17 protein-coding genes are annotated in these 14,239 nt (G+C 37.0%); 16 read left to right on the top strand and 1 reads right to left on the bottom strand.

Going from position 1 to position 14,239, the window contains the following annotated elements:
• Nucleotides 1-16 precede the first annotated feature (16 nt).
• Nucleotides 17-703, bottom strand: coding sequence for a zinc metallopeptidase (locus B0I22_RS01860; RefSeq protein ID WP_133942912.1), 687 nt, complete (start codon nt 701-703; stop codon nt 17-19).
• 121 nt (nt 704-824) lie between these two features.
• Here B0I22_RS01860 and B0I22_RS01855 point away from each other — a divergent pair, with 121 nt between their 5' ends.
• The 16 genes from B0I22_RS01855 (at nt 825) to nuoL (ending at nt 14,239) form a co-directional block, all read left to right on the top strand.
• On the top strand, nt 825-1,955 hold the full coding sequence (locus B0I22_RS01855) for a GNAT family N-acetyltransferase (RefSeq protein WP_133942911.1): 1,131 nt from the start codon (nt 825-827) through the stop codon (nt 1,953-1,955).
• 68 nt (nt 1,956-2,023) lie between these two features.
• Complete coding sequence (locus tag B0I22_RS01850) at nt 2,024-2,209, top strand: hypothetical protein (RefSeq protein ID WP_133942910.1); 186 nt, start codon at nt 2,024-2,026, stop codon at nt 2,207-2,209.
• A gap of 119 nt (nt 2,210-2,328) precedes the next feature.
• A complete protein-coding gene (locus tag B0I22_RS01845; protein WP_133942909.1) occupies nt 2,329-2,700 on the top strand; it encodes an NADH-quinone oxidoreductase subunit A in 372 nt (123 codons plus the stop codon).
• 94 nt (nt 2,701-2,794) lie between these two features.
• On the top strand, nt 2,795-3,355 hold the full coding sequence (locus B0I22_RS01840; protein ID WP_063969022.1) for an NADH-quinone oxidoreductase subunit B: 561 nt from the start codon (nt 2,795-2,797) through the stop codon (nt 3,353-3,355).
• 6 nt (nt 3,356-3,361) lie between these two features.
• Complete coding sequence (locus tag B0I22_RS01835; protein WP_074233217.1) at nt 3,362-3,856, top strand: NADH-quinone oxidoreductase subunit C; 495 nt, start codon at nt 3,362-3,364, stop codon at nt 3,854-3,856.
• Nucleotides 3,857-3,932: 76 nt separating this feature from the next.
• Nucleotides 3,933-5,156, top strand: a complete 1,224-nt coding sequence (locus B0I22_RS01830; protein WP_133942908.1) for an NADH-quinone oxidoreductase subunit D — start codon at nt 3,933-3,935, stop codon at nt 5,154-5,156.
• Nucleotides 5,157-5,257: 101 nt separating this feature from the next.
• On the top strand, nt 5,258-5,767 hold the full coding sequence (locus tag B0I22_RS01825; protein WP_034975451.1) for an NADH-quinone oxidoreductase subunit NuoE family protein: 510 nt from the start codon (nt 5,258-5,260) through the stop codon (nt 5,765-5,767).
• A 65-nt stretch (nt 5,768-5,832) separates the two neighbouring features.
• The gene (nuoF, locus tag B0I22_RS01820) at nt 5,833-7,185 is read left to right on the top strand and encodes an NADH-quinone oxidoreductase subunit NuoF (protein ID WP_133942907.1); all 1,353 of its coding nucleotides are present in this window, start codon (nt 5,833-5,835) and stop codon (nt 7,183-7,185) included.
• A gap of 18 nt (nt 7,186-7,203) precedes the next feature.
• Nucleotides 7,204-8,103, top strand: coding sequence for a hypothetical protein (locus tag B0I22_RS01815; RefSeq protein ID WP_133942906.1), 900 nt, complete (start codon nt 7,204-7,206; stop codon nt 8,101-8,103).
• A gap of 96 nt (nt 8,104-8,199) precedes the next feature.
• On the top strand, nt 8,200-9,228 hold the full coding sequence (locus B0I22_RS01810) for a 2Fe-2S iron-sulfur cluster-binding protein (protein ID WP_133942905.1): 1,029 nt from the start codon (nt 8,200-8,202) through the stop codon (nt 9,226-9,228).
• A 46-nt stretch (nt 9,229-9,274) separates the two neighbouring features.
• Entirely contained in the window at nt 9,275-10,336 is a 1,062-nt protein-coding gene (gene nuoH, locus B0I22_RS01805) for an NADH-quinone oxidoreductase subunit NuoH (RefSeq protein WP_133942904.1), read from the top strand.
• 116 nt (nt 10,337-10,452) lie between these two features.
• On the top strand, nt 10,453-10,842 hold the full coding sequence (locus B0I22_RS01800) for a four helix bundle protein (protein WP_133942903.1): 390 nt from the start codon (nt 10,453-10,455) through the stop codon (nt 10,840-10,842).
• Between the two features lie 83 nt (nt 10,843-10,925).
• The gene (locus tag B0I22_RS01795; protein ID WP_133942902.1) at nt 10,926-11,483 is read left to right on the top strand and encodes a NuoI/complex I 23 kDa subunit family protein; all 558 of its coding nucleotides are present in this window, start codon (nt 10,926-10,928) and stop codon (nt 11,481-11,483) included.
• Nucleotides 11,483-11,980, top strand: a complete 498-nt coding sequence (locus B0I22_RS01790; RefSeq protein WP_133942901.1) for an NADH-quinone oxidoreductase subunit J family protein — start codon at nt 11,483-11,485, stop codon at nt 11,978-11,980. The genes B0I22_RS01795 and B0I22_RS01790 overlap by 1 nt, the downstream gene beginning before the upstream one ends.
• 4 nt (nt 11,981-11,984) lie before the next feature.
• On the top strand, nt 11,985-12,317 hold the full coding sequence (gene nuoK / locus B0I22_RS01785; protein WP_133942900.1) for an NADH-quinone oxidoreductase subunit NuoK: 333 nt from the start codon (nt 11,985-11,987) through the stop codon (nt 12,315-12,317).
• A gap of 8 nt (nt 12,318-12,325) precedes the next feature.
• Nucleotides 12,326-14,239 carry an NADH-quinone oxidoreductase subunit L gene (gene nuoL / locus B0I22_RS01780; protein WP_133942899.1) on the top strand — a complete coding sequence of 638 codons (1,914 nt, stop codon included), beginning with the start codon at nt 12,326-12,328 and terminating at the stop codon, nt 14,237-14,239.

The following is a 14,239-nucleotide window of genomic DNA, read 5'->3' as shown; positions in this document are numbered from 1 at the left end:
AATTTTATATAATTTATTAATCTCTCCTTCCCATCAACATTGATGCGAAATACATCAATTGTGCTAATGATCCTAATGCAGCGACAACATAAGTTCTAGCCGCCCATTTAAGAGAATCTTCTGCGCCCGCATACTCTTCGCGAGAAACTGTCCCGGTTGTTTCCAACCACTTCAAAGCACGATTGCTAGCATCATACTCTACTGGCAATGTGATGAAAGCAAATAAAGTCGTAATCGCAAAAAGCACAACGCCAATTGCCAAAACAATCTTACTTCCGCTCATCGCCATTATCACGATTCCGCCCATCAAAACAAATTGAAGAAGATTGGAACTGATATTAACGATAGGAACCATTTTGGATCTCAATTGCAACATAGAATAGCCAACTGCGTGTTGAACTGCGTGTCCACATTCGTGTGCTGCAACCGCTGCGGCTGCCGCATTTCTTTGCATATAAACAGCTTCTGACAAATTGACCGTTTTATTTTCCGGATTATAATGATCTGTCAGTTGTCCCGGAACAGAAACAACCTGAACATCTGTAATCCCGTTATCTCTCAACATTTTTTCGGCGATTTCTTTTCCCGAAAGTCCATTTCTGAGATGCACTTTGGAATAATGTTCGAACTTGGATTTCAGTCTGGCAGAGACAATCCAGCTGATTAACATAGAAATCCCAATAATTAAATAATAACCTGTCATTTTATTTGAAAATATATTAATTTTAAATTGAATAAATTACATCTTTTGATGTAAAAATGATGCCAAAGATTTGCTTTTTTTGCCTTAAAAACTATCTTTGTCTTATCTATAAAACAAGAATATGGGAAATATCAATATAAAACAAGTTGTTACGGAAAAAGATTTGATGGATTTTATTAAATTCCCAATGAATCTTTATAAAGACAACCCAAACTACGTTCCTTCTCTCATTAATGAAGAAAAAAACATCTGGAATGCTAATGAAAATCCAGCATTAAAATACTCTGTCGCCAAACAGTTTTTAGCTTATAAAAATGACAAAATCGTCGGCAGAATTGCTGTGATGATTAATAATAAGGAAGCTCAGGAATTAGGAATCAAAAAAGTGAGATTTGGCTGGCTGGATTTTATTGATGACGCCGAAGTTTCTAAAACTTTGATTGATACTGCTATTAATTTCGCAAAGGAAAACAACATCGAAAAAATCGAAGGCCCAATGGGATTTACGAACTTGGACAAAGCTGGAATGTTAACTTTCGGATTTGACAAATTAGCCACAATGATTGGACTTTATAACGCTGATTATTATCCAAAGCATCTTGAAAATCTTGGCTTGACCAAAGAAAAAGAATGGGTAGAATTTGAGTTGCAATTTCCAGAAATATTGCCGGAAAAAGTGGAGAAATTTAGTTCTTTGATTGCTCAGAAATATAAATTAAGAACTTTAAAATTTAAGAATAAAAAAGAAATCTTGCCTTACGTGGAACCGATGTTCAAATTGTTGGACGAAACTTACAAATCGCTTTCCACCTACACACCTATTTCCGACGAGCAAATCCAGACTTACAAAGAAAAATATTTCAGTTTTATAGACAAAGATTACATCACTTGCGTAGCGGACGAGAATGACCATCTTGTTGCTTTCGCTATCACAATGCCTTCTTATTCAAAAGCATTACAGAAAGCGAACGGAAAACTTTTTCCATTTGGCTGGTGGCATTTTTTACAGGCTGGAAAGAAGAACGACAGAGCCAATTTTTACTTGATAGGAATTCATCCGGAATATCAAAGACGTGGCGTAACATCTATTATCTTCAAATCTATCCAAATGAACCTTAAAAATAAAGGAATCAAATACTTGGAAACGAATCCGGAATTGGAGGAAAATAAGAATGTTCAAGTGCTTTGGCAAGAGTATCACCCTGTGCATCACAAAAGCAGAAGAACTTATTCTCTGAATATCAATGAATAATTTAGTTAAACAATTGTTTAACTAAATTATATTTCAAGCTTTAAATTTATATAAAAAATTCAAAAACATTGAAAAAGCAACTCTACTTTTACGCAGGTCTGATAATTCTGTTTGTCGCTTACAACTTTTACAAACCTGTGAAAGACGAGAGATTGGACGCAATTATCAATATCTTGTTTGCCAGTGTATTGTTTCTTTACATCGCATATATTGCTTATCTTGTTCTCAAAAGAATCGGTAAAAAGGACAAATAATTCTTATTTATAACAATTCTAAATTTACGAAAACAGACTTTTGTCTGCTCTTCGTAAGGCCGATAATTTAATATATTAAATCTTTATTTAGTACTTTTGCATAGTTAAATTTAGACTTTATGAATTTACCTGAAAATTATATCCCAATACTGATTCAAGCAGGAGTTGGACTTGGCTTTGTTATCGTTTCACTGTTAGGTGCTCATTTTTTGGGACCACAACAGAAGAAAGGAAATTCTGTAAAAAACTCAAGTTGGGAATGCGGAATCCCTGTAGAAGGAAATGCTAGAACACCTTTTTCTATCAAGTATTTCTTAACTGCTGTATTGTTTGTTCTATTCGATATAGAAATCGTATTTTTTTATCCTTATGCTGTTAACTTCAGAGAATTTGGAATGGAAGGCTTTTTAGCAGTTCTTACATTCGTGGCTATTTTCTTTGTAGCGTTTTTCTATGTATGGAAACGTGGCGCATTGGATTGGGATAAATAACTGAATGAAGTATAACTGCGAAATCGCAGAATCGTAAAATTGTTCATCATTTTGACAAATTAACGATTTAACACTTTAACAAAAAAGAAAAAAAATGTCAGATAATAAACCAGTAATAAAAACAGATGCGCCTGCTCCTCCAGGATTTGAAGGAGAAGGATTTTTCGCAACGCAATTGAGCAGTGTGATTGGGATGGCAAGAAAGTTTTCACTTTGGCCTTTACCATTTGCAACTTCTTGTTGTGGAATCGAATTTATGGCGACATTGAATCCAACTTATGATGCTTCAAGATTTGGAATGGAAAGAAACTCTTTCTCTCCAAGACAAGCAGATATGTTGATGGTTTGCGGAACTATTTCTAAGAAATTAGGACCAGTTTTGAAAGAAGTTTACACCCAAATGGCTGAGCCAAAATGGGTAGTTGCTGTTGGAGCTTGTGCTTCCAGCGGTGGTATTTTTGATACTTATTCAGTTCTTCAGGGAATTGATAAAATTATTCCTGTTGACGTTTACGTTCCAGGGTGTCCGCCAAGACCAGAACAAATCATCGAAGGTGTAATGCAGGTGCAGGCTTTGGCAGAAAGCGAAAGCATTAGAAGAAGAGATATGCCAGAATATCAGCATTTGTTAGACTCATACAACATCGACAATTAAGGAATAATGACGAACGAATTTGTATTAGAAGCCATCACAAGAGAATTTCCTGAGTCTGTGATTTCAAGTTCAGAACCTTACGGAATGCTGACGGTTGAAATTAAAAAGGACGACATTAAGAAGGTGATTCATTATTTGAAAGATTCAAGTTTAGAAATTAATTTTTTGACGGATGTTTGCGGGATTCATTATCCTGAAACACCTGAGAAGGAAATCGGCGTTATTTATCATTTGCATAATATGATGACCAATTTCAGAATCCGTCTCAAGGTTTTTATGACGAGAGAAAATGTTGAAGTTGATTCTTTGACGGAATTATATGCCGGTGCAAACTGGATGGAAAGAGAAACTTTTGATTTCTATGGAATCAAATTCAAAGGCCACCCAGACTTGAGACCAATCCTTAATATGGAAGACCTGGGCTACCATCCAATGTTGAAGGAATATCGCCTGGAAGATGGAACCAGAACAGACAAGAACGATAGTATGTTCGGAAGATAAAATTAATATAAATGATAAATGATGATAGATAAATGATTATCGATTATCACCTATCAATTATCAATTATAAAAGAATATGAAAGATAAATCATTATCTAATATACTTAACCAATACGACAGCAAGGAACAAATCGACGGGCAATTATATACCCTAAATCTTGGACCTACGCACCCTGCAACTCACGGGATTTTCCAGAACGTTCTTACGATGGACGGAGAAAGGATTCTTCACGCTGAGCAAACTGTAGGTTATATTCACAGAGCATTTGAAAAAATCTCTGAGAGAAGAAACTTTGCACAAATCACGACGCTTACCGATAGAATGAACTACTGTTCTGCCCCCATCAACAATTTGGGTTGGCATATGACAGTTGAAAAATTGCTAGGCATCAAAGTTCCAAAACGTGTCGATTATATGCGTGTGATTTTGATGGAATTGGCAAGAATTGGTGACCACTTGATTTGCAACGGTGTAACAGGAATGGACGCCGGAGCAATTACAGGACTGACTTATATGTTCATCGAAAGAGAGCGTATCTATGATATGTACGAGCAGATTTGCGGTGCGAGGATGACAACCAATATGGGAAGAATCGGAGGTTTCGAAAGAGATTTCACACCAAAGTTCCACGAGTTGTTGAAAGACTTCCTGAAAACTTTCCCGGCAAGATTTGCAGAATTCGGTCAATTGTTAGAAAGAAACCGAATCTTTATGGACAGAACCATTGGCGCAGGCGCAATCTCAGCAGAAAGAGCTTTGAGCTACGGTTTTACTGGTCCTAATTTGCGTGCAACTGGCGTTGATTATGACGTGAGAGTTGCACAGCCTTATTCTTCTTATGAAGATTTCGATTTCATCATTCCGGTCGGAACTGCGGGCGATACTTACGATCGTTTTATGGTTCGTCAGCAGGAGATTTGGGAATCATTAAAAATCATCAACCAAGCTTACGACAATCTTCCAGAAGGACCATTCCACGCGGATGTTCCAGATTTCTATCTTCCTGAAAAGGCAGATGTTTACAACAAAATGGAAGCTTTGATTTACCATTTCAAAATCGTAATGGGAGAAACAGATGTTCCTAAAGGCGAAGTTTACCACGCTGTAGAAGGTGGAAATGGAGAATTAGGATTCTATCTTGTGAGCGACGGCGGAAGAACGCCTTACAGATTGCACTTCAGAAGACCTTGTTTCATTTATTACCAAGCATATCCGGAAATGATTACCGGCGCCGTAATATCTGATGCAATCGTGACGATGTGTAGTATGAATATCATTGCGGGAGAATTAGACGCATAGAGTTGTCAAAAGTATCATTGTAGTATGTACAATGTACTTTGAAATAATAGTTAAATAAATACTTTGTACTTTGTACAATGTACATTTTACAACAAAATAAGATGAGCGAAACAATTGCTTTTAAACCTGAAAGCTTAGCGCAGGTTCATAAAATTATGGCGAGATATCCGGAAGGCAGACAAAAATCTGCGTTGATTCCTGTCTTGCACATTGCACAGAAAGAATTTGATGGTTGGCTGGCTGTTCCAGTGATGGATTATGTTGCAGAATTATTGAGCATCACACCAATCGAAGTATATGAAGTTGCGACTTTCTATACAATGTTCAATATGAAGCCGGTTGGAAAATATGTTTTGGAAGTTTGTAGAACCGGACCTTGTATGCTAAACGGGAGTGATAATATCCTCGACCACATCAGAACAAAATTGAATATTAAAGACGGCGAAACCACAGCGGACGGACTTTTCACTTTGAAACCTGGAGAATGTCTCGGCGCTTGCGGCTATGCACCGATGATGCAATTGGGTAAATTTTACCACGAACATTTGACCATCGAAAAAGTTGACGAAATCATTGACCTTTGCAGACAAGGCGCCATCGATTTAGGTTAAGAATTAATTTAGATAAATAATTAAGCAAAAAGCCAAAAGCCAATTGCTATAAGCTTATAAATATAATGAGTAAAAAACTTTTACTTAAAAACGCACATATTGAGGGAATCCGTTACTTCGAAACTTACCGTAAAAATGGTGGTTACGAAGCAGCAGAGAAAGCCCTGAAAATGACTACCGATGAAGTTCTTGAAGAAGTGAAAACTTCTGGACTCCGTGGTCGTGGTGGTGCTGGTTTCCCTACTGGAATGAAGTGGAGTTTCCTTGCAAAACCGGAAGGTGTTCCAAGACACTTGGTCGTAAATGCCGATGAATCTGAGCCAGGAACTTTTAAAGATAGATATTTGATGGAGTTTCTTCCTCATCTTTTGATTGAAGGAATGTTGATTTCGTCTTACACTTTAGGTTCCAATGTTTCGTACATCTACATCAGAGGAGAATATTCTTGGATTCCGGATATTTTGGAAGAAGCGATTGAGGAAGCGAAGGCTGCTGGATTTCTTGGAAAAAATATCTTAGGAACTGGTTTCGATTGTGAGATCTATGTTCAGAGAGGTGCTGGAGCTTACATTTGTGGTGAAGAAACAGCGTTGCTTGAATCTCTTGAAGGTAAAAGAGGAAATCCAAGATTGAAACCACCTTTCCCCGCTATCAAAGGACTTTGGGAAAGACCAACGGTGGTAAACAATGTTGAAACAATTGCTGCTGTTGTTCCAATCATCGAAATTTCAGGTGCTGAATATGCTAAAATTGGCGTTGGAAGGTCAACAGGAACCAAATTGATTTCAGCTTGTGGAAATATCAACAAACCAGGCGTTTACGAAATTGATATGACCATTACGGTTGAAGAATTCATTTATTCTGATGAATATTGTGGTGGAATCCCGAATGGTAAAAAATTGAAAGCTTGTATCCCAGGAGGAAGCTCTGTTCCAATTGTTCCAGCAAACTTATTATTGAAAACAATCAACGGTGAACCAAGATATATGAATTATGAATCCCTTGCTGATGGTGGTTTCGCAACCGGAACAATGATGGGTTCAGGTGGATTCATTGTTTTGGACGAAGACCAGTGTGTGGTAAATCATACAATGACTTTAGCAAGATTCTACAACCACGAGAGTTGCGGACAATGTACACCTTGCCGTGAAGGGACTGGCTGGATGTACAAAATCTTGAAAAAAATAGAAAAAGGAGAAGGTAAAATGGCAGACATCGATTTGCTTTGGGACATCCAGAGAAAAATCGAAGGTAATACCATTTGTCCTTTGGGAGATGCTGCTGCTTGGCCGGTTGCTGCTGCTATCAGACACTTCAGAGATGAGTTTGAATGGCACGTGAACAACCCTGAGTTGAGCCAAACTCAAAATTATGGATTGGCAAATTATGCAGACCCAATCCCAGCAGTTGCAAAATAAGAAGGAGGATTTTAGAAGATGATAAATTTTACAACGAAGAAGAAGTTCTTTGAATTGATTTTTGTGTTTTTTGTTGGATTGAATTTTGTTTTCGGGCAAAAAGATAGTATTGTTAGAGATATAGAAGAAGTTTATTCTACAAAATGTTTTGAACGAACTAGTAAAAAATCCACTTTAAAAAAAGGAACAATGTTCGTTTTCTGGGGTTGGAACAGAGCTGGATTCAGTGATTCTGATATTAGATTCAAAGGAAATGGTTATGATTTTACGTTGCAAAATGTAACCGCTCAAGACAGACCATCGCCGTTGAGTTTGGATTATATTAATCCTGGAAAAGTATCTATTCCACAATTTAATTTCAGATATGCTTATTTTTTGAAAGATAATCTGGCTTTGGTGGTTGGAACGGATCACATGAAATACGTGATGGATCAAAATCAAACTGCAAAGTTTAATGGTCATATTTCTGACCCGACTTATGCAGCGATGGTTCAGAACGGGCAAGTCAATTTATCAGACGAACAGTTTTTAACCTTTGAACATACAGATGGATTGAATTATGTGAATGCAGGTGTAGAGAAATACAAAAATCTATTAAGTAAAAAGAATTTTGATATCTTTTGGGCTTATGGAGCCGGCGCAGGTGTTCTTTTTCCGAAAAGTAATGTGAAACTTTTTGGAAATGAAAGAAGTGACAGATTTCACGTAGCAGGATTTGGATTGGACGCAAGAGCCAACATCAATCTTGTTTTCTGGAATCATTGGATGGCAAGAGTAGAAGGGAAATTTGGTTACATCAATATGCCTGATATCAAAACTATGTTGAACAATAAACCTGATAAAGCAAGTCAGGACTTCGTATTCTACCAAGTTAATTTTGGAATCGGATACGTTTTTAATAGAAAATTAAAAAACTAAAATATACATTAAGTTATATTTTAAATATAAATAGAATTGACAAAAGATTGAGGACAAAGATTTAATCTAAAATCCGAAAATCTAAAACCTTGAAATATGAGCGAAGAAGTCAAAAAATTTAAAGTTACCATAGACGGACAGACTACTGAAGTTTTGCCTGGTACTTCTATTTTGGAAGCTGCAAGACAAATCGGTGGGAAATCTGTTCCGCCAGCTATGTGTTATTATAGCAAACTGGAAACCAGCGGAGGAAGATGCAGAACGTGTTTGGTAGAAGTTTCCAAAGGTTCCGAAGCAGACCCGAGACCAATGCCGAAGTTAGTCGCAAGTTGTAGAACTGGCGTGATGGACGGAATGGAAGTGAAAAACCTTAGTTCCGAAAAAGCACAGGAAGGTAGAAAAGCGGTGACCGAATTTCTTTTGGTCAATCACCCTTTGGATTGCCCAGTTTGTGATCAGGCGGGAGAATGTCATCTTCAGGATCTTGGTTACGAGCATGGTAATCTTGAAACCAGAACTGAATTTGAAAGAAATACTTATGATGCAGACGACATTGGTCCAAACATCAAACTGAATATGAACCGTTGCATCCTTTGCGCAAGATGCGTTTTGGCAGCAAATCAATTGACGGAGAAAAGAGAGCACGGAATCCTTTACAGAGGTGACCACGCAGAGATCTCTACAATGTTGAACAAAGCTTTGGACAACGATTTCATCGGAAACGTGATCGATGTTTGTCCAGTTGGAGCTTTAACGGATAGAACGGCGAGATTCACCAGCAGAGTTTGGTTCACAAAACCTTACAACGCGACTTGTTCTTGTACAAAATGTAGCGGAAAAGCAGTCGTTTGGATGAAAGGTGATGAAGTTGTAAGAGTAACAGCTCGAAAAGACCAATACGGAGAAGTTGAAGAATGGATCTGTGACGAGTGTCGTTTCCATAAAAAAGATACTGCACTTTGGAACATCGAAGGACCAAGACATATCGACAGACATTCTGTGATTTCTCTTAATCATTATGAGAAAAAAACAGATAGCTATAATGTTTTAGAAAATGCTGAAGCCAAGGAAATTGGTGTAGCAGACGAAAAAGAAATTGAAAAATTAGATAATGAGACCATTTGATTTTGAGAACTTCAAATCTCAAACTTCAAATCTCAAATAAATTGATATGGAATTACTGACTTTTAAAATCATATTAGTACTTGCTCTTTTCCTTTTGGCGCTTACTATTGCTGCCTACTCTACTTGGGCAGAGCGAAAAGTAGCCGCTATTATGCAGGACAGGATTGGACCAAACAGATCGGGACCTTTCGGATTGTTGCAACCGTTGGCAGATGGAGGTAAATTTTTCTTTAAAGAAGATTTTACACCGCAGAACGCCGAGAAATTCCTTTTTGTACTAGGACCTTCTTTGGTGATGTTTATTTCATTGATTACTGGCGCAGTAATTCCTTGGGGTAAAACATTGAACATTGGCGGAACATCTTTTGATCTTCAGGTTGCTAATATTGATGTTGGTGTACTTTTCATCATCGGAATGGCTTCCATCGGTGTTTACGGAATTATGATCGGAGGTTGGGCTTCAAATAACAAATATTCTTTGTTAGGTGCCATCAGAGCTTCTTCTCAAATGATTTCTTACGAATTGGCAATGGGATTGTCTTTATTGTCAATCATTATGATGTCTGGAAGTCTTGATTTAAAATTGATTACAGAAGCACAGTCTGCCGGGAAAATCTGGGGATTCATTCCTGCAATTTCCGGAATTAACTGGAATATTCTTTATCAACCATTAGCCTTCCTAATATTTTTCATTGCGGCAATGGCAGAAACCAACCGTCACCCATTCGATTTACCTGAATGTGAATCTGAATTGGTAACTGGTTATTCAACAGAGTATTCATCAATGAAATTAGGATTGTATATGTTTGGGGAATACGTGAATATGTTTATTTCTAATGCATTCATCGTAGTTCTATTCTTCGGAGGTTACAATTATCCTGGAATTGATTGGGTAACTCAAAATTGGGGAGAAAATGCAGCGGGAATCTTAAGCATCGTCGCATTCTTAACAAAAACAATCGTCGGAATTTTGATCTTTATGTGGATCAGATGGACACTTCCGAGATTCAGATACGATCAATTGATGCACCTTGGATGGAAAACTTTGATTCCATTGGCATTGGTAAATCTTATCATAACAGGTGCTGTGATTTTAGCATTCCAGTAAATTTGAGATTTGAGGTTTGAAATTTGAAATTGTGTACGTGTAATAAAAACTTAATTGTTTAATCTTAAAATGATAATAATTTCAAATCTCAAAATTCAAATTTCAAATAATAAAAAATGGCTACGATAAACAATTTTGAAGATTTAGAAATATGGCAGAGCTCAAGAAATCTTTGCAAATTGATTCAAAAAGAATGTTTGTTGAATCCAAAATTTCTAAATCACGATAAAAATCAAATAGATAGATCTTCTGCGTCTGTGATGGACAATATTGCTGAAGGTTTTGAGAGAGAAGGAAATAAAGAATTTATAAATTTTCTTACAATGGCGAAAGGTTCGGCGGGTGAAGTACGCTCACAGTTGATCAGAGCTTTTGACAGAAATTATTTAGAGGAAGAGAATTTTAGTTTTTTAAAAGAGCAAACAATATCTTTGTCTAAGAAACTTTCGGGATTTATAAATTATTTGAAAAGTACCGAACATAACGGAAATAAATTTAAAAGATAATAATTAAAAGATTGGGAATAAATTTCAAATCTCAAATTTAGGATGGAATTTCAAATCTCAAACTTCAAATTTCAAATTATAGAATGAAACTTACTAACAGATCAAAAGTTGTTTCGAATAAAGAAATGACCTTGGGCGAAAAGATCTACTTACCTGCGATTTTCAAAGGTATGGGAATCACTTTCAAGCACGCCGTAAGAACCGTGTTGAAAGGTGCTCCTGCAGTATATTCGTACCCAGAGGTTCAGAAACCTAGAGCAGACATCTGGAGAGGTCAGCACGTTTTGAAACGTGACGAGGAAGGCAGAGAAAGATGTACAGCTTGCGGACTTTGTGCCGTGGCTTGTCCTGCAGAAGCCATCACAATGACGGCTGGCGAAAGAACCAAGGAAGAAAAACATCTTTACAGAGAAGAAAAATATGCTGAGATCTACGAGATCAATATGTTGAGATGCATCTTCTGCGGAATGTGTGAAGAAGCTTGTCCAAAATCTGCTATCTATCTGACAGACAGATTGGTAGATGTAGAAACCAACAGAAACTCTTTCATCTACGGAAAAGATAAATTGGTTGAGAAAATTAATGCAAAGATTGACATCACAGAAAGACAATCTGAGAAACAAAAAAAGGCAGTAAAGTAATGGATCAGATTTTATTTTTTACCGTAGCGTCTATCGCCATTGCAAGTGCTGTTTATTTCGTATTTGCAAAAAATCCGATGTATGCGATTCTTTCTTTGATCGTTACAATGTTCTCCATCGCGGGAATGTACATTCTTCTTAATGCCCAGTTTTTAGGTATAGTTCAAATCATTGTTTATACAGGTGCCATTATGGTTTTGTTCCTTTATATATTAATGATGTTGAATCTTAACAAAGAAGACGAAAGCCGAAAAGCGAACCTTCCAAAATTCATCGGAATTATTTCTGTTTGCATTTTATTCGTAGGAATGTTGGGTGCTTACAAAGGACTTTCCGGAAACACAACAGTTGCAGACAACATCGACCACTCGGTTGGTTTGACTAAAAATCTGGGAAGATTATTGTTTAACGAATATGTATTGCCATTCGAACTGGCTTCGATTCTGATTTTAGCAGGAATCGTAGGTGCTGTTTTGATTGGTAAAAAAGATTTATAAGATTATGGGAGGAGACGTAAATACATTTATACAACAAGTACCATTGGAATATTTTATTATTCTGTGTACGATTATGTTTTGCCTAGGTGTTTTGGGAGTTTTGCTTCGTAAAAATGCCATCGTGATATTAGGATGTGTAGAATTGATGCTTAATTCCGTGAATCTTTTATTGGCAGCATTTTCTGCTTACAATGGCGATGGCAACGGACAGCTTTTGGTGTTCTTCATAATGGTAGTTGCCGCAGCAGAAGTAGCTGTAGGATTGGCAATCATTGCAATGATGTACAGAAATACCAAATCTGTGGACGTGAGTATTTTTAATAAATTAAGAGGATAATAAAAGGAATGGAAAATTTAGTTTACGCGATCGTACTTTTACCTTTAGTTGGATTTCTTATCAACGGACTTTTCGGGAAAAACCTTCCGAAGATGCTTGTTGGAGGATTGGCAACATTGGTAGTTTTCGCTTCGTTTGTTATCACTGTAAGTATATTTTTAGGTTTTAAGAATGACAGCGCACCTGTAATTATTAAAGCTTTTGAATGGTTCACAATTAATGGGATTCAGGTTAATTTCGGATTTCAAGTCGATCAATTATCATTAATGATGGTGATGATCATCACTGGAATCGGATCATTGATTCACCTCTACTCTATTGGCTATATGAGCCACGACAAAGGTTTCTATAAGTTTTTTACTTATCTTAATCTCTTCATTTTCTCGATGTTGCTTTTGGTTTTAGGAAGCAATTATCTGATCTTGTTTATCGGCTGGGAAGGTGTTGGACTTTGTTCTTATCTATTGATTGGATTTTGGTACACCAACGAAGAATATGGAAAAGCAGCAAGAAAAGCTTTCATTATGAACCGTATTGGTGACCTTGGATTGTTGATTGGAATCTTTGCCATTGCAGCAAACGTTAACGCTATCGATTATCTTTCAGTAGCTCAAAACGCTTCAAGCTTTGAATTGGACGGAACAGTAATTATCTTTATTACCGCAAGTTTATTCATTGGAGCAACTGGTAAATCTGCTCAGGTTCCATTATACACTTGGTTGCCAGACGCGATGGCTGGACCAACGCCGGTTTCTGCATTGATTCACGCAGCAACAATGGTAACAGCTGGTATTTATTTAGTCGTAAGAAGTAACTTCTTATTCACTTTAGCACCAACTGTTCAGGATGGGATTTTATTAATTGGATTCTTAACCGCAGCATTAGCAGGTTTCTACGCACTTCGTCAAAACGACATCAAAAAAGTATTGGCATATTCTACAGTTTCTCAACTTGGATTTATGTTCATTGCTTTAGGATTGGGCGCTTATTCAACAGCAATGTTCCACGTTATGACGCACGCTTTCTTCAAAGCTTTGATGTTCTTGGGAGCTGGTTCTGTAATCCACGCAATGAGCAACGAGCAGGATATGCGTTTTATGGGCGGACTGAAAAAATATATTCCAATTACCCACATTACATTCTTGATTGGAACTTTGGCAATCTCAGGATTCCCATTATTATCAGGGATGATTTCAAAAGACGAAATTTTGGTAGCAGCTTACGCTAAAAATCCAATTTATTGGGTGATGTTATTTGTCTTAGCGGCGATTACTGCAACTTATATGTTCAGATTGTACTATTTGACTTTCCACGGCGAGTTCAGAGGTACAGAAGATCAAAAACACCATTTGCACGAGAGTCCATTGAATATGACTTTGCCATTAATCGTTTTGGCTGTTCTTTCTGTGGTTGGAGGTTTTATAAATCTTCCTCACTTCATTGGTCACGGAAATTATGCTAAATTAATGGAGTGGCTAAAACCTGTTTTGACGGAAGAAAGTTTCAAACAAATGGAAAACACGCTTTCAGGAGTACCATTCAACACAGAAATGATTCTTTTGGGAGCAACGATATTAATGTTCTTCACAGTTTGGTTCTTTGTTAAAAATACTTATGTGAAAAAACAAAAGAGAGCACTTCCAGAAGATCAATATACAGGTTGGGAAAAATTATCGGCGAGAAAATTATTCGTTGATGAAATCTACAACGCCTGCATCGTAAGACCATTCGAGGAAGCTGGTAAAGCAGCGGCGATGTTTGACAAAGCAGTTTTGGATCCTATCGTGAATTTCATTGGTTTGGGAGCTCAAGATTCTGGGAGAGCGGCAAAACGTCTTCAGAACGGAAATGTAGAAAACTATGTGCTGATTATGTCGTTGGCTGTAGGTATCGTATTAATTGTTAACTTTTTATTGAAATAA

Origin of the sequence: Epilithonimonas xixisoli, assembly GCF_004365655.1 — a bacterium.
In the GTDB taxonomy this organism is placed as follows: Bacteria; Bacteroidota; Bacteroidia; order Flavobacteriales; family Weeksellaceae; genus Epilithonimonas; species Epilithonimonas xixisoli.
This window is presented reverse-complemented; position numbering and strand designations above follow the sequence as displayed.